The sequence below is a fragment of the Amycolatopsis sp. NPDC059657 genome (genome assembly GCF_042734395.1).
Taxonomy (GTDB): Bacteria; Actinomycetota; Actinomycetes; order Mycobacteriales; family Pseudonocardiaceae; genus Amycolatopsis.
The window spans coordinates 1-22,646 of sequence record NZ_JBHWEB010000001.1; the positions used below are offsets into that span (position 1 = coordinate 1).

Below are 22,646 nucleotides of genomic sequence, written 5' to 3' on the forward strand. Positions count from 1 at the left end.
GGGTGCGTACTACGCACCCAACGGCCCCCTCACCTCAAGCCCGCCCGAGGCTTGCCCCCCCCGCCGGACTTGGTGAAGGAGTCCCTCACCAGCCAGCCACATTCGGCTTTCCGCGCAATAGCCGTCGGGAACGCTCACGACCTCGGTCAGGCGAAGTGGCGCGAAACTCGGTACGAAGTGTCGGACCCCTCGGGCAGACTGCGGGGCATGAGTGCAGAACCCAAGCGTCCCGAACCCGAGATGGTCGGGGATGAGCGCGCCCAGCTGACCGGCTTCCTCGACTTCCTGCGCGCCACCGTGGTGTGGAAGGTGAGGGGGCTCACGGACGAGCAGGCCCGCCAAACCCTCCTGCCCAGCAAGCTGTTCACGATCGCGGGGATCGTGAACCACCTGTACCTCGTCGAGAACTACTGGTTCGGTGTCGTACTCAACGGGGAAGAGGACAGCTGGAAGGAGCGGCTCGACGAAGACCCGGACGCCGAGTTCCGCGAAGCGCTCGACAAGCCGCTGAGCCAGATCATCGACGACTACGAGAAGGAATGCCTGCGCTGCAGCGAGATCGTGGCCAAGCTCGGCTTCGACCACGAGGTGCCGTACCGGGACAAGCGGGTGAACGTGCGCTGGGTCGTCACGCACATGATCGAGGAGACCGCCCGGCACGCCGGTCACCTCGATCTGCTGCGGGAACTGACCGACGGGCTTACCGGGGAGTGACGTTCTTGCGCGGTGGCAACGGGAAGAAGCCGCTGGTGCGCTCGACGTAGTAGGCGTAGCCGGGCCGGGAACGCCGCATGCCCTTTTCCAGCAACGGTTTCCCGGTGCCCTTCGCCAGCAGGTAGGTCATCGCGATCGGGGACAGCACGGTCGCCGCGCCCGCCCAGGTGGTGCACGCCATGAGGTACAGGCCCCACCAGAGGCAGGCGTCGCCGAAGTAGTTGGGATGCCGGGTGTAGCGCCACAGACCGGTGTCGAGGACCTTGCCCTTGTTCTCCGGGGCGGCCTTGAAGCGGCGCAGCTGGTCGTCGCCGACGGCCTCGAACGCGAACCCGACGATCCACACCACCACACCGAGCCAGCTCACCCAGCCCCAGCCGGAAGCGAGCTGGACCGGCAGCGAGACGAACCACAGGATCACCGCTTGCAGCAGGTACACCCGCAGGAACATCGGCAACGCCGGGTTCGGGCCCATCCGCTTGGCCATCTTCACGTAGCGCGGGTCCTCCGGGAGGCCGTGGTTGCGCAGATGGAGATGCACCGCCAGCCGGACACCCCAGACCACGGTCAGCGCCATCACCACGAACGGCGTGTCCGCGACCAGGAAACTCGTCACCGCGACGATCGCGAAGCCGAGGCCCCAGAAGGTGTCGATGGTGTCCCAGCGCTTGCGCGCCACGGCGATGCCGAACGTCAGTGTCACCGCCACGAGCGTGACGCCCGCGTTGACCGCCAGTGTCGTGCCGATCATCCGAAGTCGCGGGTGGCCGGCATCCCGCTCGATCCCTCATCCGTCGGCCGCACCGCGAGAATCTGATCCACGCCCATCCTGTTCTCTTCGAAGGCCATCGCACCGCCGACGAGGTACAGGCGCCACACGCGCGCGCCCGCTTCGCCGATCAACGCCACCGCATCATCCCAGCGCGACTCCAGTGTGGCAGTCCAAGCACGCACAGTGTCGACATAGTGCTCACGCATCGCGTGCACATCGCGGATTTCGAAGCCTGCGGACTCGAGGTGCCCCAACGTCCGGGACAGCGGCCGCATGGTCATGTCCGGAGCGATGTACCGCTCGATGAACGCACCGCCCCCGGGTGCCACCGCGCCGCGCGACATCTGCTGCAACACGAGCCTGCCGGTGGGTTTGAGCATGCGGAACAGCGTGTTCGTGTACGTCGGGTAGTTGTCCTCGCCGACGTGCTCGCCCATCTCTATGGACGCGACGGCGTCGAACGGCTCGTCGGCCAGTTCGCGGTAGTCCTGGCGGCGTACTTCCACCCGATCGGTGAGATCGTGCTCGGCGAGCCGCACCCGGATGTGCTCCAGCTGCTCGGCGGACAGCGTGATGCCGACGGCTTCGACGCCGTGATGTTTCGCGGCGTGGACGAGCAGCGAGCCCCAGCCGCAGCCGACGTCCAGCAGGCGCATGCCCGGCTGGAGGCCCAGCTTGCGGCAGATCATCTCCAGCTTGTCCCATTGCGCTTGCGCCAGCGAGGTCTCTTCGAACCGGAAGTACGCGGACGAGTAGGCCATGGATTCGTCGAGTAACAGCTGATAGAAGGCATTGCTCGTGTCGTAGTGGTGTGCGATCGCGGCCTTGTCACGCAAGAGGCTGTGCAACCGGCCCTTCAGCCGCGCCTCCTCGGCCGGCGGACGCGGCGGCAGCCCGAGCACGCCCAGCGAGGCCGCCAGGCGGACGGCTTCGGCCCACTCGCGCGGTCCGAGCCGCACCCGGTTGAGCGCACCCGACCGGGTGAGCGCCCAGATCCGCCGGAAACCCTCGGTGAGATCACCTTCGACGTCGAGATCGCCGGAGACGTACGCGCGGGCGAGCCCGAGCTCGCCGGGGGAGTAGAGCAGCCTGCGCAGCGCCCTGCGGTTCCGGAGCACCACGGTCGGCGCGTCGGACGGACCGATCCGCACGCCGTCCCAGGTGCGAAGGCCCACCGGGAGCGCGACACCGAGAAGCTTCTCCACGAAATCCACCAGACGATGACAGCTGCTGTTCGGCATAGCCGTGATTCGGCACCCGGCGGCGAGCGGATTGGTCCGTGACCCGATCCAATCCACGCGCGGACCCGCTCCGAAACACCTTCGTGCAGACATCCAAGCAACGCATCGGCGTGGTCGGCGGCGGGGTGGCCGGACTGACCGCGGCCTACCTGCTGCAACGGCGCTACGACGTCCTGTTGTTCGAGGCCGACGACCGGCTCGGCGGGCACGCCCACACGCACGACGTGCCCAGCGCGCACGGCGGCACCATCGGCGTCGACTCCGGGTTCATCGTGCACAACAAGCGGACATACCCGTACCTGCTGCGGCTCTTCGGCGAACTCGGCGTGCGCACGCAGGACACCGAGATGTCGATGAGCATCCGCTGCGACGGCTGCGGCCTGCAGTACGCGGGCGCCAAGGGCGTGCGCGGCATGTTCGCCCAGCCGCGCAACCTGGGCCGCGCGAAGTACCTGCGCATGCTCGCCGAGGTCAAGCGCTTCCACCTGCACGCGCACCGGCTGCTGCGCGCGCCGGACACCGGCGACGTCACGATCGGCGCGTTCCTCGCGATCGGCGGGTACACGAAGTACTTCGTCGACCATTTCATGCTTCCGGTGGTCTCGACCGTGTGGTCGGCCGACCGCAAGGACACCCTGCGTTACCCCGCGCGGTACCTCTTCGAGTTCCTGCGCAACCACGGCATGCTCTCGATCGGCGATTCACCGCGCTGGCGCACGGTCACCGGCGGCTCCCGCGAGTACGTCGAACGCGCGGCGAAGCAGCTCACCGCCGTGCATCTGTCCACACCGGTCCGCAGCGTCTCGCGCACGGTCTGGGGCGTGGAGGTCCGCGACGACGCCGACACCGTGCACTCGCTGGACCATGTGGTCATCGCGGCACACGCGGACCAGGCTTTGGGGATGCTCGCCAAGCCCACGGCCGCCGAGTCCGAGCTGCTCGGCGCGTTCCGCTACTCCGCCAACGAAGCCTGGCTGCACACGCACGACGCGATCCTCCCGTCGGCGCAGGCCGCGCGGGCGGGCTGGAACTACTCGGCGGCCGAATGCGGCGCGCACGACGGCGCAGTCCAGGTCAGCTACGACATGAACCGCCTGATGTGCCTGAAGGAACCGAAGGGGTACGTCGTCACGCTCAACCCGGCCGCCCCGCCGCCCGCGGCGTCCGTCATCGCGAAGATGAACTACGAACACCCGGTCTACACGCCCGAGTCCGTCGCGGCCCAGCGCCGGCTGCCCGAGCTCAACGACGGCAAGCTCGCCTTCGCGGGCGCCTACCAGGGCTGGGGTTTCCACGAGGACGGCTGCGCGTCGGGTGTGCGCGCCGCGGCATCGTTCGGAGTGGACTGGTGACCGCGCTCTACGACGCCACGGTCGCGCATGTGCGGCGGATCGACCCGCCGCACTCCTTCGCGCACCAGATCTACCTGTGGCTCGTCGATCTCGACGCGCTGCCCGAACTTCCGTGGTACCTCAAGCCGTTCGCCGGCTTCGACGGCCGTGACCACTTTGGACCCGGCGACCCCGGCAGCATCCGGTCCAAACTGGACGCCTGGCTGGCCACCCGCGATGTCGACCTGCGCGGCGGCAAGGTCGCGATGCTCGCGAGCGCGCGCGTGCTCGGCTACGTGTTCAACCCGATCACCGTCTACTGGTGCCACTACCCGGACGGCGAACTCGCCTGCGTCGTCGCCGAGGTGCACAACACCTACAAGGGCCGCCACGCGTACCTGCTCCATCCCGACTACGACGGCTCGGCGCGCGCGGACAAGGAGTTCTACGTGTCGCCGTTCCAGTCGATGGAGGGGGAGTACCGGATGCACCTGCCGCGGCCGGAGGCGTTCCTCGCGGTCACCGTGGCGTTGCGGCAGCGCGGGGACACCGTGCTCACGGCTACCCTTCGCGGGGTGCGCCGCCCGGCGGGCCGCCGGGCACTCGTCCGCCTGCTGCTGGCGAGGCCGCTGCTGCCGCAGCGGGTCGCCGCGCTGATCCGCAAGCACGGCATCACACTCTGGTTGAAGAAGGCACCGCTGATCCGGGAGACGAGCAATGGATGAGCCGGTACGGTCCCGCATCGCCCCGGTCCCGTCGGGGCCGAGCGCCGAGGACCTGCTCGTGCGGGTCGCTAAGGGCGACGAGCGCGCGTTCGAGCAGCTCTACGACAAGCTCGCCGGGCCGGTGCTCGGCCTGGTGCGCCGGGTCGTGCGCGACGGCGCGCAGTCCGAAGAGGTCGCGCAGGAGGTGCTCGTCGAACTCTGGAAGACCGCCACGCGGTATTCGCCGGACAAGGGGAGCGCGCTGAACTGGGCGCTCACCCTCGCGCACCGGCGCGCGGTCGACCGGGTGCGCTCGGCGCGCGCGAGCACCGACCGCGAGCAGAAGGCGACCTTCGAGGCCGCCAGGAACCGTCCCTTCGACGAGGTGGCCGAGGCGGTCACCTCGCGCTGGGAACGCTCGCAGGTGCGCAAATGCCTGTCGAACCTGACCGAGCTGCAACGGGAATCGGTGCTGCTCGCGTACTACCAGGGCTACACCTATCGCGAGGTCGCCGAGGTGCTGTCGACCCCGCAGGGAACCATCAAGACGCGGCTTCGTGACGGGCTGATCCGGCTGCGTGACTGTCTGGGGGTGACGGCATGAGCTCACCGGAGATGCACACGCTCGCGGGTGCTTTCGCCGTGAACGCGTTGTCCGAGCACGAAAGGGCGCGCTTCCAACGGCATATCGAGGAGTGCGAGTCCTGTGCGCAGGAGGTCCGCGAACTCCGCGCGACCGCGGCCAGGCTCGGCGCGGCCGTCGCGGAGGAGCAGACGAGCCCGCAGCTCAAAGCACGCGTGCTCGCCGAGGTCCGCGCGACCAGGCAGGAACCGCCGACCGCGCGGCCGGAGCCGGAGGAGTCCGTCCGCACGGCGGCCAGGGTGCCGCGCTGGGCGCTCATCCTGAGCACCGCCGCGGCGGTGATCGGGCTGGCGCTGGCCGGTGTCTTCGGCGGGATCGCGCTCAACACGCAGAACCGGCTCGAGACCGCGCAGTCCAAGTACGCGCCGGTGGCCGAACTGCTCGCCGCGCCGGACGCGCAGACCCTGCACGGGCGGTCGGCGATCGGTGGCGGCGGGACGGTCGTCATGTCGCCTTCGCTGGACAAGATGATGTTCATGGCGTCGAAGCTGCCCAGTCCCGGCGACCGGGATTACCAGGTGTGGCTGATCCAGGACGGCAAGGCGCGCTCGGCCGGTGTGCTGCCGAAAGCCGCGGGCGGGCAGCTCGTGCTGGCCAGCGGTCTCACCGGAACCACGCAGGTCGCGGTCACTTTGGAGCCGCCTGGCGGGTCACCGGAACCGACCACCGACCCGTTTTTGCGGGTTTTCACGGCTTGATGACGAAAAACCCTGTGGCGAAACAGTTTTGACGACACACGGCGTGGCAACTGGATTAAAGGCCTCCTTTTACCTACCTTCCAGTCAACGCAGGTGGTTGACATAACTCTCAGCCTAGGGTTTAGGTCGAGGGTTCGACGCTGCCAGCGTGGCTGTACGGGCAGAACGAAAAGGAAGGCGGACCCGATGACGCCCCCGCACAACTACCTTGCGGTGATCAAGGTCGTCGGTATCGGCGGCGGCGGCGTGAACGCCGTGAACCGCATGATCGAGGTCGGCCTCAAGGGTGTCGAGTTCATCGCGGTGAACACCGACGCTCAAGCACTGCTCATGTCCGATGCCGACGTGAAACTCGACATCGGCCGCGAACTGACCCGCGGCCTGGGAGCCGGCGCCGCCCCCGAGGTGGGGCAGAAGGCCGCCGAGGACCACCGCGAAGAGATCGAAGAGGTCATCAAGGGCGCCGACATGGTGTTCGTGACCGCCGGTGAGGGTGGTGGCACCGGCACCGGTGGCGCTCCCGTGGTCGCGCAGATCGCCCGCAAGCTGGGCGCGCTGACCATCGGTGTGGTCACCAGGCCTTTCACCTTCGAGGGCAAGCGCCGCGGCAAGCAGGCCGAGGACGGCATCCAGGCGCTGCGCAACGAGTGCGACACGCTCATCGTCATCCCCAACGACCGGCTGCTGCAGCTCGGCGACATCGGCGTCTCGCTGATGGACGCCTTCCGCTCGGCGGACGAGGTGCTGCTCTCCGGTGTCCAGGGCATCACCGACCTGATCACCACCCCCGGCCTGATCAACCTGGACTTCGCCGACGTCAAGAGCGTCATGTCCGGCGCGGGCTCCGCGCTGATGGGCATCGGTTCGGCGCGCGGCGAGGGCCGGGCGATCCAAGCAGCCGAAAAGGCGATCAACTCGCCGCTGCTCGAAGCGTCGATGGACGGCGCGCACGGCGCGCTGCTGTCGATCGCGGGCGGCTCCGACCTGGGCCTGTTCGAGATCAACGAGGCCGCCTCGCTGGTGCAGGAGTCCGCACACCCGGACGCCAACATCATCTTCGGCACGATCATCGACGACTCGCTCGGCGACGAGGTCAGGGTCACGGTCATCGCGGCCGGGTTCGACGCGGGCACACCGACGCACAAGAAGCTGGACCCGTCGACCTTCGCGTCGGCACGCAGCAGCTCGACCGCGTCGGCCACCTCCGGTCACGTCGGCCAGGGCGCGACCCCGGTCGGCTCGAACACCACGCCTTCGCAGCAGACGACCAGCAACGGCTACCCGGTCGCCCCGCCGCGCACGCACACCCCGGTCGGCTCGACCGGGTCGATGTCCGGCGGCCTGCCGCAGCCGGGCAACTCGCGTGGCTACCCGGCCCCGCGCAACACCTCGGGAACGGGCAGCCTGCCGGGACGGGCGATGCCGGTGCAGGACGACCCGTCCGATGACGACGTCGACGTGCCGCCCTTCATGCGCCGGTAAGTTTCCGCAGCTCAAGGCTCGTGAGTGTGCCCGCCGGTGAGAACCGTCGGCGACACTCACGAGCCTTTGCTTTGTCAGCGATAGGGTCGAAAGCGTGAAGATTCGCAGGGTAGTGACGACTCGTGCGGGCGGGGCGTCACGCGCTCCGTACGACACGTTCAACCTCGGTGACCACGTCGGCGACGACGAGGGCGCCGTGTACGCGAACCGCAAGCGGCTCGCGGCCGAGCTCGGGCTGGCCGAGGACAGGCTCTCCTGGATGGAGCAGGTCCACGGCCGCACCGTGACCACGGTCGACGGGTCCGAGACCTCGGCCGCGGAAGCGACCGACGCGCTCGTGACTGCTCAGCCCGGCGTCGCCCTGGTCGTGCTCGTCGCGGACTGCGTGCCCTTGCTGCTGGCCGACTCCGAAGCCGGAGTCGTGTCGGCGGTGCACGCGGGCCGCGTCGGCACCCGGGTCGGCGTCGTTCCCGCGGCCGTCGAGGCGATGGTCAAGGCGGGTGCCGAGCCGCATCGCATCGAGGCCTTGCTCGGCCCGGCGATCTGCGGCGACTGCTACGAGGTCCCCGCCGATATGGCGGCCGACGTCGAGAAGCATGTGCCGGGCAGCGCCTGCAAGACCCGCAAGGGCACCTCCGGCCTCGACCTGCGCGCCGGTCTCTGGCGTCAGCTGGCGGATCTCGGCGTCGGAAAGATCGGCGTCGACCCGCGCTGCACCAATGAGGACAAGACCCTCTTCAGCTTCCGCCGCGACGGCACCACGGGCCGCGTCGCCGCGATCACGTGGATCGAGGCATGAGCGAGCGGCTCGCCGAGCTCGAGGCGAACCTCGCCGAAGTCGAGGACCGCATCGCCCGCGCGTGCGCGGCGGCCGGGCGCGCCCGTGACGAGGTCCGGCTGCTCGCCGTCACCAAGACCTTCCCGGCGTCCGACGCGGCGCTCCTGGCCGATCTCGGTGTAACCCACATGGCTGAAAACCGCGATCAGGACGCCAGCGTCAAGGTCGCCGAGATGGCCGTGCTGCGGCCGGACGCGGCCATCAGGTGGCACATGGTCGGGTCAGTGCAGCGGAACAAGGCGCGTTCGGTCGCCCGGTGGGCCGACGAGGTCCAATCCGTGGATTCGCCGAGGCTCGCGGCCGCGCTCGCGAAAGCGGTCCGAAGCGCCCTCGACGAAGGGCAACGCACGGCGCCTTTGGACGTCTTGATCCAAGTGAGCATCGACGGCGACCCGGCGCGCGGAGGCTGCCCCATCGGGCAGATTTCGGCGCTGGCGGAGGAGATCACTCTTACGGGTGATTTGAATCTCGGCGGCCTGATGGCCGTCGCGCCCATCGGTGCTGACCTGGACAAGGCGTTTCACACGTTGGGGCAAGCAAGCGAGCGGCTACGCCAAGATCACCCAAATGCCCGTGAGCTTTCCGCTGGAATGAGCAATGATCTGGAGCAAGCGATCGCGGCGGGCTCGACCTGTGTGCGTGTCGGAACCGCGCTGCTCGGCAGGCGCGGTTTAGCCTCGCCTTAGGGAGTATCGGCCCGGCGGCGAGGGGAAAAAGTTTGAACGTCCGCCGAGCCGGGTAGCACGGTGCGGGAGCGGCGAGGCTAGGGAGAGGGCATGAGCGCGCTACAGAAGCTGAAGGCCTACTTCGGCATGGTCCCCGCCGATGACGACGGGTACGAGTACGAAGACGGTGCCGACGAGGATTACCGGCGTGGCTCGTATGCCGACGACTCCTACGACGACTACGAAGAGCAACCGCGCCAGCGCACCAGGTACCGCGCCATCGACGACGAGGGTTATGAGCCCGCCGTCCGCACGCGTCCCCGCACTTCGCTGCCGGAGCCGTCGACGCACGGCGCGCTCGCCGTCGATCGTCAGCCCGAGCCGGTGGCCAGGCTGCGGCCGGTCATGGAGCCCGCGAAGCCGCCGATGCGTGACGCGCTGAGCCGCATCACCACGCTGCACCCGACGAACTACGCCGAGGCGCGGGCGATCGGCGAGCACTACCGCGAGGGCATCCCGGTGATCATGAACCTCACCGAGATGGAGAACGCGGACGCCAAGCGTCTCGTCGACTTCGCGGCCGGGCTCGCGTTCGCGTTGCGTGGCTCGATGGACAAGGTGACGAACAAGGTGTTCCTTCTCTCACCGCCGGATGTCGACGTCACCGCCGAGGATCGCCGCCGGATCGCCGAGGGCGGACTGTTCCTCCGCGGTTGATCCACACCGACACGCCGTCGGCTACGGAACGTGAGAAAACCGACTCAGAGCCACGAAGTACCCCTCCAACTGCGTCTTCCGGGCTGAGCCATGGCAGAGTGGTGACGTGGATTTGGTCTGGCTCATCGTCTGGTACGTGCTGTTCGCCTTCTGGTTGTTGCTGACAGCACGTGTCGTCATAGAGCTCGTGCGCGCCTTCGCGCGCGAGTGGCGTCCCGCTGGAGGGGTTGCGGTAACGCTGGAGACCATCTACACAGTTACGGACCCGCCGGTCCGTTTGGTCCGTCGGATAATCCCGATGGTGCGGATTGGCGGCGTCGGACTGGACTTATCGATTATGGTGCTGCTGTTGGTTGTGTTCATAGCGATGCAACTGGCGACGCCCAAGTGACTCGGGGATGCTTGGGTGGACCTGCAGGCCATGGAGTGCGTGAGGTGATCTGATGTCGTTGACCCCCGCTGACGTGCATAACGTCGCGTTCAGCAAGCCTCCTATTGGCAAAAGGGGCTACAACGAAGACGAGGTAGATGCCTTCCTCGACTTGGTGGAGACCGAACTTGCCAGGTTGATCGAGGACAACAACGAACTCCGGCAGCAGGTGGAGCAGCTCGATGCGGAGCTCGAGTCCACCCGCGGCGAGCTGGAGAACGCGAAGGTGAGCGCGGTGCAAGCCCCGCCACCGGTGCGTGAAGAGCCGCGGCGGCTTGCCCCGGTGCCGCCACCCGCTTCGGCGATGGAGCAGACCCAGTCGCACATGATGGGCGGCGACAACGGCGAGCCCAACGTGCAGGCGGCCAAGGTGCTGGGCCTGGCCCAGGAGATGGCCGACCGGCTCACGGCCGAGGCCAAGACCGAGTCCGACGGGATGCTGGCGGAGGCCCGGACCAAGTCCGAGCAGCTGCTCTCCGACGCCCGCTCGAAGTCGGACTCCATGGTCAACGAGGCGCGCACGCGTGCCGAGACCATGCTGAACGACGCTCGGACCAGGGCGGAGACCCTGGAGCGGCAGGCGCGCGACAAGGCGACCACCATGGATCGCGAGGCGCAGCGCAAGTACACCGAGACGATGAACAACCTCAACGCCGAGAAGACGTCGCTGGGCAAGAAGATCGAAGAGCTGCGCACCATAGAGCGGGAATACCGCACTCGGCTGCGTGGGTTCCTCGAGTCCCAGCTCCGCGAACTCGACGATCGGGGATCAGCGGCACCCGCTTCGGCGGCCCCGGGTTCCGGCCAGCAGGGCCAGGGCGGATCCGGTGGCAGCGGCGGCGGTGGCCAGGGCTACTCGTTCGGCCCCCGCGCCGAAGCCGGCTGATAGTTGCTTGACTGACGGAAACGGTTCCGGCACTCCTTGCGGAGGGTCGGAACCGTTTCCGTGCGTCCACGTGTTGTAATGCACCGTGCTCTACATCGTGCTCGTACTGGTGCTGGCGGCTCTCGGGCTGTTGGTCACGGCGCTCATCACCGCCAATTCGCTCTGGGCCTACATCTCGATCGGCCTCTCGGTGCTGGCCGGGATCATCCTGTTCGCCGACTGGCTACGCAGAAAGTCCCGGAAACCCGCTGAGGCGGCCGGCTCGGTGGATACGCCCGAGGAAACCGTCGAGGATTCGGACGACGCCGAGCAGACGGCGTTGCTCCCGGCCACCGGCGAGCTCGACGAATCCGCGGCCGAAGACTCGGCCGACACCGTGGTCGTACCGGTCGTCGAGTCCACGGAAGAGCCGGAGCCAGAGCCCGAACTCGAGCCTGAGGTCGAGCCCGTCGCGGCCCCGGTCCGCGCGAAGGACGAGGGCGACCCCGGCGAAGAGCCCACCGACGCAGCCGACCTGCTCATCGTGTCGGAACTCGACGTCGAGGTGGTCGTCGTCGACGAGTACCCCCGCTACCACCTCCGCGCCTGCACCTGGCTCGCCGACCGCGACCTCATCCCGATCGGCGTCTCCGAAGCCCGCGAACTCGGCTTCACCCCCTGCGTCCGCTGCGGCCCCGACGCCAAGCTCGCCACAGCCCACCGCACCAAGAAGAAGTCCAAGGCCGACAGCTGACCCTCGCGCCCAAGCTTCCCGCTGGGCCCGCCCAACCTCGCCTTCTCCGTCCCCGGCCGGACGACGCGCGCACGCGGATGGACGACGCGCGTACCTGGATGGACGACACGTGTGCCTGGGGAGTCGGCGGCGTACACAGAGAGTCGGAGCGCGAGCCTGAAGAGTCGGCTCGCGTACCCCGGCGGTCGGCACGCGTGCCTGAGGAGTCGGCACACCCGGCCCGGACGTAGGACACGAGAAACCTGAGCGTGGGACACGCCGGGTGCGTTGGCCGGGCGGCGTGTCGAACGTCGGGGTAGGCCGTGTCCCACCGTCTGGTCTCTCGTGTCCCACGTTCCGGCACCTTGTGGTGAACAGTCGCGCACCCGCATCCCGACTCCCTGGGTACCCGTGCCGACCCTCCTGGCACGCGACCCGGCTCCTCAGGTACGGGTGCCGACTCCTCAGGTACGGGTGCCGACCGTTCCCGTACGCGAGCTTGCCGGTCGCGCGCCGGGTCTGGCCTGGCTCGGGGCGTGGGGTTAGGGGGTCAGGTCGTCGAGGAGGGCTTGGAGCTGGGCGCGCTGGTGGGTGGCTTCGGCGGGGAGGGCGGCCAAGGCGTCGGTGAGGACCGCGCGGGCCTCGGCGGGGCGGTCGAGGTCGCGGAGGATCCGGCCGTGGAGGGAGCCGGCGATCGCCACCTCGGTGAGCGCCTCCAACGCGACGAAGCCTTCGGTCGCCTTCACGATGCGGGGCAAGGCCTCGGCCGGGCGGTCGAAGTTGGCGAGGATGCGCGAGGCGTCGTAGTTCAGCATCGAGTGCTCCCAGAGGGTTTGGGGATCCTCGGCAGGGAGCGTGGCGGCGAGTGCGTCGGCGACCGCGAGTGCGGCGAGGGACCTGTCCTGGTCGCGGGCCCAGTGCCAGGAGAGGGTCGCGCGGCGGCGGGTGCGGAGTTCGTCGACGCTGAAGCCTGACTCGGCGAAGAGGTCCGCGGCGCGGGTGAAGCTCTCGGCCGCCTGGGCGTCGCGGTCGAGTTCGTCGAGGATCTCGCCGGAGAGGTCGTGCATCTGGCCAGCGCCCGCCTGGTTCTCCTGGGCGAGACACAGCGCGGCGACTTCGTCGAGCAACTCGAGTGCCTGGTCCGGCTGACGCAGTTCGCGGTAGGCCTTGGCCAGCAGGAACTGGGGCTGCGAGATGTCCGCTTCGAGGCGGCTGAGCACGGAGATCGCGTCTTCGAGTGCGTCGGCGGCTTCTTCGGGGCGGTCGGCGCGGAGACAGAGCCCGCCGAAGTCGACCCGTGCCTGGGCGGCGGCGAGCGGGTTGCCGAACGCGGTGAAGTCCGCGATCACTTGGGGGAACAGGCCGTAGGCCGCTTCGACGTCGCCGAACGCGGCCTTCAACCTGGCCAGCGTGTGCGTGGCCCCGGTCGCGCGGATCGGGGCGCCCGCCGCGCGGAAACGTTCGGCCGCGTCTTCGAGCAGCTCGATCGACTCGATGGTGAGCTCTTCGCCCAGCGCGGCGGAGAACTCCGCCGTCTGGTTCACGAGCTGGGCCGTGAGCAGCGGGATGTCCGCCTCTTCGGCGGGCTTGCGTGCCTCGTCGAGAGTGGCCATCGCGCGGTCGGGGTCGCCGGTGACGAGTGCGGCCTGCGCCAGCCGCAGCAGGCTCCACGCGTACTGCTCCGCGTCGCCAAGCCCGGCCAAGCGCTCGACACTCGCGGTGAGGTCGTCGAGCCCCTCGCCCGCGAAGCAGCTCAGCAAGCCGAGACGCGCACGCACGGCTTCGTAGCGGACCTCGTTGCCGAGTTCGCGGTAGACCTCGGCTGCCCGCGTCCAGTGCCGACCCGCCGCGTCGCGATCTTCGTTCACCACCAGGCTGCCCGCGGCGACCAGGCGGCGTGCGAGCAGATCCCCTTCCGGGGCCGGGAGAAGCTCGTCGAAGCGCGCCCAGGTCACGGCGGACGCCGAGTTGTCGTCGATCATGAACTGGTGCTCCGCCAAGGTCGCCAGCTCAGCCGGACTGTCCGGATAGGACACCGCGACCGGCTCGGGGACCGAAGGCATCGGGCCGGACAGCGGGAGCCTGTCGAGCAGGGGACGCGCGTCGAGGATCGCCTGGATTTGGGAGCTCTGCGTGGAATTCCCGTTGCGGGCGTCGAAGCGCGCCGCGACGGCGAGTGCCCGCGACGTGAGCTCCGCGAGCAGGTCACCGGCGGAGACCGGGCCGTCCGGCCGCTCGATGGCCGCGTCGGCGTGGCCTGATTCGGCGACCACCCGCAACGCCAGCGCGGCCATGGCGCAGAACGTCATCTCCGCCATCGGGGTCGGCGCCTCGGCCAGCCAGCCGAGATGACGCTCGATCAGTTCGAGCGCGCGGCCCGGATTACCGGTGAGCGCGCAGAATTCGATGTGCTCGGCGACCGTGTACAGGTACGCGGGCTGGGTACGGATCGCACGGTACGCCTGCCGGTGCGCACTCGCCGCTTCCGCAAGCCGTCCAGTGTGGACATACGCGAGCAGCAGTGAGGACTGCATCGAGTGCGGCTGCTCGGAGCAGGTGAGCGTGCCGGCGAGCACGGGCTCCGCGAGCTGGACGGCTTCCTCGTGACGGCCGAGCCATTTCAGGTGCGCGACCTTCGAGTCCGGCTCGCAGCCGACGCAGTCGGACATCTCGCCGCGCGGCGAGGCGTTCCAGAGCCGGTACTGCTCGGCGGCGGTCTCCTTGTCGCCGAGGTGGCGCGCGACGCTCTCGCGGTGCTGGTGCACCGGGTTCATCGTGTGCCCGGCGAGCCGGTAGCGCCGCTCCATGTCGTCGAGCACCGCGTAGGTGCGCTCCAGCGGGATCTCCGGGAAGTTGGTCATCGAGCTGACCATGAACTTGAAGTACCACAACAGGTTCGAGTCCCAGCGGGAGTCGGCCTCGCCGCGGTCGTGCATCGCGAGGCACCACGAGAACGGCACGAACGCCTTCGCGGGCTCGCCACCTTGCTGGTACGCGCTGGTGATGAAGATCCGCACGGCGTACTGGATCTCGGGGGAGCCCTCGGCGTCGGCGCGGCGCAGCACCTCTTCGAACGCCGCGATCTGCCCCTTGCCGTGCGGCAGCCGCTCGGCGGCCCAGAGGCGCTCCCAGAGTTGCTCGTCGCTCATCGGTTCTCCTCCGTGGGAACGGCCTGATCGAGCAGGCCGAGGAACGACCGATTGAGCAGTGCCGCGTCGGCCGGGCGAATGGGGTGGTAGCCGAGCAGCAACGCCTGGCCGTAGAGCGCTTCGACCGCGAGCGCGGTCAGCGCCTCGTCACGCAACGCGGAAATCCGCCGTACCAAAGGATTCCGGTGATTGAGAACCAGCTGCGGGCGATCGTCAGCGGGCTTTTCGAAGGCCGACAGCACGCCCGCCCACAGTTCGTCCACTTTGTCCTTGGTCGCGCGCAGTTCGCTCTGGAAGGCCGCCGAGCGGTCCACGAGATACAGCACGGGCAGCGACGCCGGTTCGAACTCGCGCAGCACGACCTCGCAGCCGAGCTTGTCCATGCTGCGCTGCGCCGAGCCGACGAACGGCCGCGTGGCCAGCTCTTCCGCCCGGCCGAGCGGCGAGAACGCCGTCGCCAGCGTGCTCGGGTCGAGCCGTTCGACGGTCAGCCCCGGCTCGATGCCCGGCAGCCGCTCGATGATCTCGCTGTCGTAGGTGTACCCGCCGTTGACCAGCGCGAGGTCCTGCGCCGCGGCGACCCCGGCCAGCTGCCGGAACTCGTCGGTGGTCGCGCTGTAGCGGACCAGCCCGTGGCGGGCGCGGAACTCGGCGAGCGTCATCCGGCCGACGTTGGTCTCCATCGGCCACCACTGCTCGACCAGCCGCAGCATCTCGTCGTCGTGCAACGCGAGCGCCTTGACACCCAGGTGGTGCACGCCGAGGAACCGGGTCAGCCGCTCCGGGCTGGTCCGCGCGAGCCCGACGAGCCAGCCGCGCAGCCGGTCGCCGAGTGCTTCGCGGGTCGCGTCCAGCAGCCCGTCGTCGTAAAGTGCCTCACGGCTCGCGGTCGGCCTGAGTTCGCTCGCGTCGACCACGCAGCGGGCGAAGAACGCCCAGTCCGGCAGCAGGCTGGTCGCGCTTTCGGCCAGCAGCATGCGCTTGAGGTACACGCGGTGCCCCGCGTGCTCGGCCGGGTTGGCGGGGAACGGCAGCACGTACGCGACGCCGGTCAGCCCGGCCTCGGGCACGTCCAGCTCGATCACGTCGAACGGCGTGAAGCCCAGCAGCTCCTGCGCGTGCCCGACCAGATCGGCCTGCCGGTGCCCTGGCGAGCGGCCATCGGCCCGCCACGGCACCTCGGTGGTGACGGCGACGCCGTTGACCGTGACCTCGAATGGCAGCATCGAGCCGTACAGCCGCGCCAGGTCGGTGACGGTTTCGGGCACCAGCCACTGCTCGGCGCCCGGCCGCGCCTTCAGCGTGACCGTGGTGCCGATCGCGTCCCGCTCGGCGGGCTCGATCGCGTAGGTCCCATCGGAGCGGCCGGTCCAGGCGACCGCGGGCGCGCCGGTGGCCGAGCGGGTGACGACGCGGACCTCGTCGGCGACCAGGAAGGCCGACAGCAGGCCGATGCCGAACTGGCCGAGGAACTCATGCCGCGCGAAACCCAGGTCGTCGCGCTTCGAGCTGCGCCCGATGGTCGCGAGCAGCTCGTGCACCTGCGCCTCGGACAGGCCGATGCCGGTGTCGGTGATCGTGAGCGTGCCCTCGCCGACCGCGATCGCGATCGAGGACTCGGCGCCGCGCGCGGTGACCGCGTCGACGGCGTTCTGCAGTAGCTCGCGGACATAAACGCGCGGGCTGGAGTACAGGTGCTGGCTCAGCAGATCGACGACACCGCGCAGATCCACCTGAAAGGTGCGGCTCAAAATGAAAGTCCCCCTGATTGATGTGCGCCCATCGTAGCGATAACCAGGCCTGTGCAAACCCGCTTTACCGTGGGCGTTAACCTAGAGAGACAAGGCGTTGATCCGGCCATCACCGGGAAGCCTCCGGAAGAACAGGGCGCCGGCGCCCCCAGTAGAACCGGACGGGTACGGCCCGTCACAGCCGAAACGAAGCGGCTCATGTGAATGAGCAAGCGGGGTGGTACCGCGGAACCGCCGGAAACGGCGCGTCTCGTCCCCGTGTAGGCGAACAGCCTGTACGAGAAGACGACGAGGAGCACCGCCGATGTACCCCAAGGCCCAGCTGGACGGAGAGACCACCGTCCCGTCCCAGCCCTCATTCCCCGAACTCGAGAAGCAGGTGCTCGCGTACTGGGAGACCGACCGGACCTTCCAGGCGAGCATCGACGCGCGTGAGGCCGGGGTCAACGGCGCCAACGAATACGTCTTCTACGACGGCCCGCCGTTCGCCAACGGCCTGCCGCACTACGGCCACCTGCTCACCGGGTACGTCAAGGACCTGGTGCCGCGCTACCAGACCATGAAGGGCAAGCGCGTCGAGCGCCGCTTCGGCTGGGACACGCACGGCCTGCCCGCCGAGCTGGAAGCCATGCGCCAGCTGGGGATCACCGAGAAGTCCGAGATCGACGCGATGGGCATCGACGTCTTCAACGACGCCTGCCGCGAGTCCGTGCTGCGCTACACCGGTGAGTGGGAGGAGTACGTCACCCGCCAGGCGCGCTGGGTCGATTTCGACAACGACTACAAGACACTCGACGTCAAGTACATGGAGTCGGTGATCTGGGCGTTCAAGCAGCTGTGGGACAAGGGCCTGGTCTACGAGGGCTACCGCGTCCTGCCGTACTGCTGGCGCGACGAGACGCCGCTGTCCAACCACGAGCTCCGGATGGACGACGACGTCTACCAGAGCCGCCAGGACCCGGCCGTCACGGTCGGATTCCGCTTGGAGGGCAACGAAAACGAGCTCGACGGCACCTACCTGCTGATCTGGACCACGACCCCGTGGACGCTGCCGTCGAACCTCGCCACGGCCGTGCACCCGGACGTGCAGTACGTGGTCGTCGAGTCCGACGGCAAGCGGTTCCTGCTGGCCGAAGCCCGCGTCGCCGCCTACGCGCGTGAACTCGGCGAGGAGCCTGTCGTCGTCGCGCACTACACCGGCACCGAGCTGCTCGGAACCCGTTACGTGCCACCGTTCCCGTACTTCGCCGGGCACGAGAACGCGCACCGCGTGCTGTCCGCGGACTACGTGACCACAGAGGACGGCACGGGTGTCGTCCACATCGCGCCCGCCTACGGTGAAGAGGACAAGGCGGTCACCGACGCGCACGGCATCGTGCCCGTGACACCGGTCGACTCGCAGGGCAAGTTCGACTCCACCGTGCCCGACTACGCGGGCAAGCTGGTCTTCGACGCGAACCCGGAGATCATCAAGGACCTCAAGAACGGCACGGGTTCCGCCGGCCGTCAGGGCGCGGTCCTGCTGCGCCACGAGACCTACGAGCACCCGTACCCGCACTGCTGGCGCTGCCGCAACCCGCTGATCTACCGCGCCGTCTCGTCGTGGTTCGTCGCGGTGACCGAGTTCAAGGACCGGATGGTCGAGCTCAACCAGCAGATCACCTGGTACCCCGAGCACGTCAAGGACGGCCAGTTCGGCAAGTGGCTGGAGAACGCCCGTGACTGGTCGGTCTCACGCAACCGGTACTGGGGCACGCCGATCCCGGTGTGGCAGTCCGACGACCCGAGCTACCCGCGCACCGACGTCTACGGCTCGCTCGACGAGCTGGAGCGTGACTTCGGCGTGCGCCTGGACAACCTGCACCGGCCGTTCATCGACGAGCTGACCAGGCCGAACCCGGACGACCCGACCGGCCGCTCGACCATGCGCCGCGTCGCGGACGTGCTCGACGTCTGGTTCGACTCTGGCTCGATGCCGTACGCGCAGGTGCATTACCCGTTCGAGAACGCGGAGTGGTTCGAGCACCACTACCCGAGCGACTTCATCGTCGAGTACATCGGCCAGACCCGCGGCTGGTTCTACCTGCTACACGTGCTGGCGACGGCGTTGTTCGACCGGCCGGCGTTCCGCGCCTGCGTCTCGCACGGCATCGTGCTCGGCTCTGACGGCGCGAAGATGTCCAAGTCGCTGCGCAACTACCCGGACGTCAACGAGGTCTTCGACCGCGACGGCTCCGACGCGATGCGCTGGTACCTGATGGCGAGCCCGATCCTGCGCGGCGGGAACCTGATCGTCACCGACAAGGGCATCCGCGACGCGGTGCGCCAGGCCGTGCTGCCGCTGTGGAACTCGTACTACTTCCTCGCGCTGTACGCCAACGCCGAGGGTATCGAGGGCACCTGGCGCACGGACTCCAAGCACGTGCTCGACCGCTACGTGCTGGCGAAGACGCACCAGCTGGTCACCGACGTCGAGTACGCGCTGGACACCTACGACGTGGCGGGCGCCTGCTCGATCGTGCGTGAGTTCCTCGAGGTGCTCACGAACTGGTACGTGCGACGGTCGCGTGACCGCTTCTGGGCCGGCGAGCAGGACGCGATCGACACCCTGCACACCGTGCTCGAGGTGACCTCGCGCGTGGTCGCGCCGCTGCTGCCGCTGACCGCGGAGTCGGTGTGGCGCGGGCTGACCGGTGGCCGTTCGGTGCACCTGACCGACTGGCCGAACACGGTCGAGCTGCCGGCGGACGCCGCGCTGGTGACGGCGATGGACCACGTGCGTCAGGTCGCCTCGTCCGCGCTTTCCCTGCGCAAGGCCAACAAGCTGCGCGTGCGCCTGCCGCTCGCCCGCCTGCTGGTCGCGGCGGACGACGCCGAGCTGCTGCGCGAGTTCACCGACATCCTGCGTGACGAGGTGAACGTCAAGTCGGTCGAGCTGACCACGGACGTCGCCGCGCACGGCGAGTTCCAGGTCGCGGTCAACGCCCGCGCAGCCGGGCCGCGCCTGGGCAAGGACGTGCAGACGGTGATCAAGGCCGTCAAGGCCGGTGACTGGTCGACGTCCGCGTCGGGCGCCGTGGTCGCCGCCGGGATCGAGCTGGTCGAAGGCGAGTACGAGCGCAAGCTGGTCGCCAAGGACTCGGGTGCGGCCGCCGAGCTGCCGGGTGGCGGCGGGCTGGTGCTGCTCGACACGGACGTCACGCCCGAGCTGGCCGCCGAAGGACTCGCGCGGGACCTGATCCGCGTGGTCCAGCAGGCCCGCCGCGACGCCGGACTCGACGTCGCGGACCGGATCGAGCTGGTCATCGACGCGCCTGACGAGGTCGTCGAGGCGGCGAAGGCGCACGAGAAGTTCGTCGCTTCGGAGACGCTTTCGCTCGCGGTGAGCTACGGCGAAGTGACCGGCGGATCCGAGGGCACCGTCGGCGAGGGCGTCAAGGTGACGGTCTCGGTGGCAAAAGTGTAGATCCTGTGATGGTTCGGAACACGCACAGGAAACTCGGTTAATCTCGGCCTCCAGTAGCGCATAACTGGGGGATTGTGAACGTGAGTACCGCGCGTAAAAGAGGGATTCTCATCGGGGCCGCGGTGGCGGTCGTGGCGATCGTGCTGGCTGGGGTGGTGCTGCTCAACAGCGGTTCCACCCCGGACGCGGCCGCCGGTGAGTCCGCTCCGACCACCACCGCCGCGCCGGGCCCGAAGGACATGGCGACCAAGTACGTGCTGGCGTTTTCGTCACACGACGCGGCGAGCGCAGGCAAGTACACGGACAACCCGGCGGCGGCCACGGCCGCCATCACCGACGTGTATTCGGGTGTCTCGCAGAAGGCCCAGGCGTCGCTCACCGAGGTGGCGCCCGCCGGGGCGGAGGCGACCACGAGCACTGGGAAGTTCCATCTCGTGTGGAGCCTGAGCAGCGGCAAGTGGGACTACGACGTGCCGATGGAACTGGTCCGCACGGGTAAGGACTGGAAGGTCCACTGGACGCCGGCGCTGCTGCATCCCGACCTCAAGGAAGGTCAGCGGCTGCTGCTCAAGACCGCGGGCAAGCAGCCGGCCGTCGTCGACCGGGACGGCAAGGCGCTGGTGGGCGGCGACGTGACCACGCCGCTGGTCCCGCTGCTCGACTCCGCGCTGACCAGCGCGAAGGCCCAGAGTTCCGGTGACGCCGGGTTCGCGATCGGGATCGTCGACGGCGCGGGTGCCGTGGTCAAGGAGGTCTTCACCAAGGCAGGCACGGGTGGTGAGGCCAAGCCCGCCACGTCGACCGTGAGCCTCGCGACGCAGGCGGCCGCGCAGGCGGCGGTCGATTCGGCGGGCGGCAGGCCCGCCGTGATCATCTCGATGAAGGCGAACGGCGAGATCACCTCCGCCGCGCGCAACGCGGCCGCCGCCGCCAAGAACACCAACCCGTTCAGCGGCCAGTTCGCGCCGGGCTCGGCCTTCAAGATCGCCACCGCGACCGCGGCGCTGGAAAGCGGGATCGGCGCGAACGACGTCCGTGACTGCCCGGAGACCGCGACGATCGGTCAGCGCACGCTCAAGAACGACGGTTTCGGCTTGCCGCCGAGCCCGCTGCACACCGCTTTCGCACGGTCGTGCAACACGACGTTCGGCCAGATCGCGGCGGACCTGCCCGCGGACGGGCTGAAGAAGGCGGCCGACCAGTTCGGGCTGAACGCCGACTTCTCCATCCCAGGGCTGACCACCGAAGCGGGCAAGGTCGAGGCGGCTGACGACAAGTCGCAGCGGGTCGAGGACGGTATCGGGCAGGGCCGGGTCACGGTCAGCCCCTTCGGCGCCTGCCTGATGGCGGCGACCGTGGCTTCGGGCAAGGCCGTCACCCCGCAGCTGTTCACCGACCTGCCGACGGAGGTCGGCACCGGCTACAAGGCGCCGCCCGCCGGCGTGCTGGGCCCGCTGCGGTCGATGATGCGCGAGGTCGTCACGGCCGGGACGGCCACCGGCCTCGCCAAGAGCGGTGACGTCCGCGGCAAGACCGGGACCGCGCAGTTCGGCAGCGGTGAGAACGCGCATGGCTGGTTCGTCGGCTACAAGGGTGACACCGCGTTCGTGGTGTTCATGGAGGGTGCCGACTCGTCGAAGCCCGCGGTGAGCGTGGCTGCGAAGTTCCTGGGGTGACGTGTCGGCCTCGGCCGACACATTCCTGACCTACCGTGGGCTGATGGAGACGATCGCGCTGGCCGAGGTGGCCGCCGTACTGGCCGACCCGAGCCGGGCGGCGATGTGCCTGGCGTTGCTCGACGGCAGGGCCTGGACGGTCGGCGAGCTCGCGGCGGCGGCGAAGATCGCGCCGTCGACCGCGAGCGAGCACGTCACGCGGCTGCGCGAGGCGGGGTTCGTCGGGAGCCTCAAGCAGGGGCGGCACAGTTACGTCCGCATCGACGACCCGAGGGTGGCCCAGCTCATCGAAGGCCTCGCACAGCACGCCGACCATCGCCCGGCCATCGGCCTGCGCACGTCGACGCGCGTGCGGAAGCTGGAATTCGCGCGGACCTGTTACGACCACCTGGCCGGGAAACTCGGCGTGGCGCTGCGGGACGGGATGATCGCGGCCGGGCTGCTCGAGACCTCGTCGGGCCTGACGCTGACCTCGCGGGGCAGGTCCGTCCTCGATGGACTCGGCGTGGTGATCGAGCAGGCGCCGCCCGCTGCTGCGCGAGTGTCTGGATTGGACAGAGCGCCGCGAGCACCTGGCCGGTGTGCTGCCCGCCGCGATCCTGCACCGCGCGGTGGACGCGGGATGGCTCTCGCATGACCCGTCGAGAGCCATCCGGATACTCCCCGCGGCGCAGGAACCCTTCGCCCGCTTGGGTGTGGACAGCTCACTCCTCATCCCGGCAGGCTCGCCGAAACTTGTCGGTACCCGCCGATAAGCTGGATACCGGGGGC

18 protein-coding genes and 1 pseudogene are annotated in these 22,646 nt (G+C 69.0%); 15 read left to right on the top strand and 4 right to left on the bottom strand.

Annotation, left to right across the window (positions count from 1 at the left end):
- The first annotated feature begins 207 nt into the window (after positions 1-207).
- On the top strand, positions 208-714 hold the full coding sequence (locus tag ACFV15_RS00005) for a DinB family protein (RefSeq protein ID WP_378347879.1): 507 nt from the start codon (positions 208-210) through the stop codon (positions 712-714).
- On the opposite strand, the gene ACFV15_RS00010 is transcribed toward ACFV15_RS00005, so the two are convergent.
- Both ACFV15_RS00010 and ACFV15_RS00015 read right to left on the bottom strand, forming a co-directional pair.
- Positions 701-1,465 carry a DUF1295 domain-containing protein gene (locus tag ACFV15_RS00010; protein ID WP_378347880.1) on the bottom strand — a complete coding sequence of 255 codons (765 nt, stop codon included), beginning with the start codon at positions 1,463-1,465 and terminating at the stop codon, positions 701-703. The two genes, ACFV15_RS00005 and ACFV15_RS00010, sit on opposite strands and share 14 nt — an antisense overlap.
- The gene (locus ACFV15_RS00015; RefSeq protein WP_378347881.1) at positions 1,462-2,727 is read right to left on the bottom strand and encodes a class I SAM-dependent methyltransferase; all 1,266 of its coding nucleotides are present in this window, start codon (positions 2,725-2,727) and stop codon (positions 1,462-1,464) included. The genes ACFV15_RS00010 and ACFV15_RS00015 overlap by 4 nt, the downstream gene beginning before the upstream one ends.
- A gap of 38 nt (positions 2,728-2,765) precedes the next feature.
- On the opposite strand from ACFV15_RS00015, the gene ACFV15_RS00020 reads away from it, so the two are divergent.
- From ACFV15_RS00020 to ACFV15_RS00070, 11 genes are all read left to right on the top strand, one after another.
- Positions 2,766-4,079 carry an NAD(P)/FAD-dependent oxidoreductase gene (locus ACFV15_RS00020; protein WP_378347882.1) on the top strand — a complete coding sequence of 438 codons (1,314 nt, stop codon included), beginning with the start codon at positions 2,766-2,768 and terminating at the stop codon, positions 4,077-4,079.
- Complete coding sequence (locus ACFV15_RS00025) at positions 4,073-4,783, top strand: DUF1365 domain-containing protein (protein WP_378348111.1); 711 nt, start codon at positions 4,073-4,075, stop codon at positions 4,781-4,783. Before ACFV15_RS00020 ends, ACFV15_RS00025 begins: the two co-directional genes overlap by 7 nt.
- Complete coding sequence (sigK, locus tag ACFV15_RS00030) at positions 4,776-5,366, top strand: ECF RNA polymerase sigma factor SigK (protein ID WP_378347883.1); 591 nt, start codon at positions 4,776-4,778, stop codon at positions 5,364-5,366. The genes ACFV15_RS00025 and sigK overlap by 8 nt, the downstream gene beginning before the upstream one ends.
- Positions 5,363-6,103, top strand: coding sequence for an anti-sigma factor domain-containing protein (locus ACFV15_RS00035; RefSeq protein ID WP_378347884.1), 741 nt, complete (start codon positions 5,363-5,365; stop codon positions 6,101-6,103). Before sigK ends, ACFV15_RS00035 begins: the two co-directional genes overlap by 4 nt.
- A gap of 186 nt (positions 6,104-6,289) precedes the next feature.
- Positions 6,290-7,585 (top strand): cell division protein FtsZ, encoded by a 1,296-nt coding sequence (gene ftsZ / locus ACFV15_RS00040; RefSeq protein ID WP_378347885.1) that lies wholly within the window; start codon positions 6,290-6,292, stop codon positions 7,583-7,585.
- A gap of 94 nt (positions 7,586-7,679) precedes the next feature.
- Positions 7,680-8,384: a peptidoglycan editing factor PgeF gene (gene pgeF, locus ACFV15_RS00045; RefSeq protein ID WP_378347886.1), complete on the top strand. Its 705-nt coding sequence runs from the start codon at positions 7,680-7,682 to the stop codon at positions 8,382-8,384.
- The gene (locus ACFV15_RS00050; protein ID WP_378347887.1) at positions 8,381-9,109 is read left to right on the top strand and encodes a YggS family pyridoxal phosphate-dependent enzyme; all 729 of its coding nucleotides are present in this window, start codon (positions 8,381-8,383) and stop codon (positions 9,107-9,109) included. The genes pgeF and ACFV15_RS00050 overlap by 4 nt, the downstream gene beginning before the upstream one ends.
- 90 nt (positions 9,110-9,199) lie before the next feature.
- Positions 9,200-9,805 carry a cell division protein SepF gene (locus ACFV15_RS00055; RefSeq protein WP_378347888.1) on the top strand — a complete coding sequence of 202 codons (606 nt, stop codon included), beginning with the start codon at positions 9,200-9,202 and terminating at the stop codon, positions 9,803-9,805.
- Positions 9,806-9,911: 106 nt separating this feature from the next.
- Entirely contained in the window at positions 9,912-10,196 is a 285-nt protein-coding gene (locus ACFV15_RS00060) for a YggT family protein (protein WP_091290819.1), read from the top strand.
- A gap of 52 nt (positions 10,197-10,248) precedes the next feature.
- Positions 10,249-11,121, top strand: a complete 873-nt coding sequence (locus ACFV15_RS00065; RefSeq protein WP_378347889.1) for a DivIVA domain-containing protein — start codon at positions 10,249-10,251, stop codon at positions 11,119-11,121.
- Positions 11,122-11,206: 85 nt separating this feature from the next.
- Positions 11,207-11,854, top strand: coding sequence for a hypothetical protein (locus tag ACFV15_RS00070; protein ID WP_378347890.1), 648 nt, complete (start codon positions 11,207-11,209; stop codon positions 11,852-11,854).
- A 521-nt stretch (positions 11,855-12,375) separates the two neighbouring features.
- On the opposite strand, the gene ACFV15_RS00075 is transcribed toward ACFV15_RS00070, so the two are convergent.
- Positions 12,376-14,982: a tetratricopeptide repeat protein gene (locus tag ACFV15_RS00075; protein ID WP_378347891.1), complete on the bottom strand. Its 2,607-nt coding sequence runs from the start codon at positions 14,980-14,982 to the stop codon at positions 12,376-12,378.
- Positions 14,979-16,733, bottom strand: coding sequence for an HSP90 family protein (locus tag ACFV15_RS00080; RefSeq protein WP_378347892.1), 1,755 nt, complete (start codon positions 16,731-16,733; stop codon positions 14,979-14,981). Before ACFV15_RS00080 ends, ACFV15_RS00075 begins: the two co-directional genes overlap by 4 nt.
- Positions 16,734-17,037: 304 nt before the next feature.
- On the opposite strand from ACFV15_RS00080, the gene ileS reads away from it, so the two are divergent.
- The 3 genes and pseudogenes from ileS (at position 17,038) to ACFV15_RS00095 (ending at position 22,630) form a co-directional block, all read left to right on the top strand.
- The gene (ileS, locus tag ACFV15_RS00085) at positions 17,038-20,199 is read left to right on the top strand and encodes an isoleucine--tRNA ligase (protein WP_378347893.1); all 3,162 of its coding nucleotides are present in this window, start codon (positions 17,038-17,040) and stop codon (positions 20,197-20,199) included.
- Between the two features lie 80 nt (positions 20,200-20,279).
- A complete protein-coding gene (locus ACFV15_RS00090; protein ID WP_378347894.1) occupies positions 20,280-21,875 on the top strand; it encodes a penicillin-binding transpeptidase domain-containing protein in 1,596 nt (531 codons plus the stop codon).
- A 43-nt stretch (positions 21,876-21,918) separates the two neighbouring features.
- Positions 21,919-22,630 (top strand): annotated as a pseudogene (locus ACFV15_RS00095) (ArsR/SmtB family transcription factor).
- Positions 22,631-22,646: the final 16 nt, after the last annotated feature.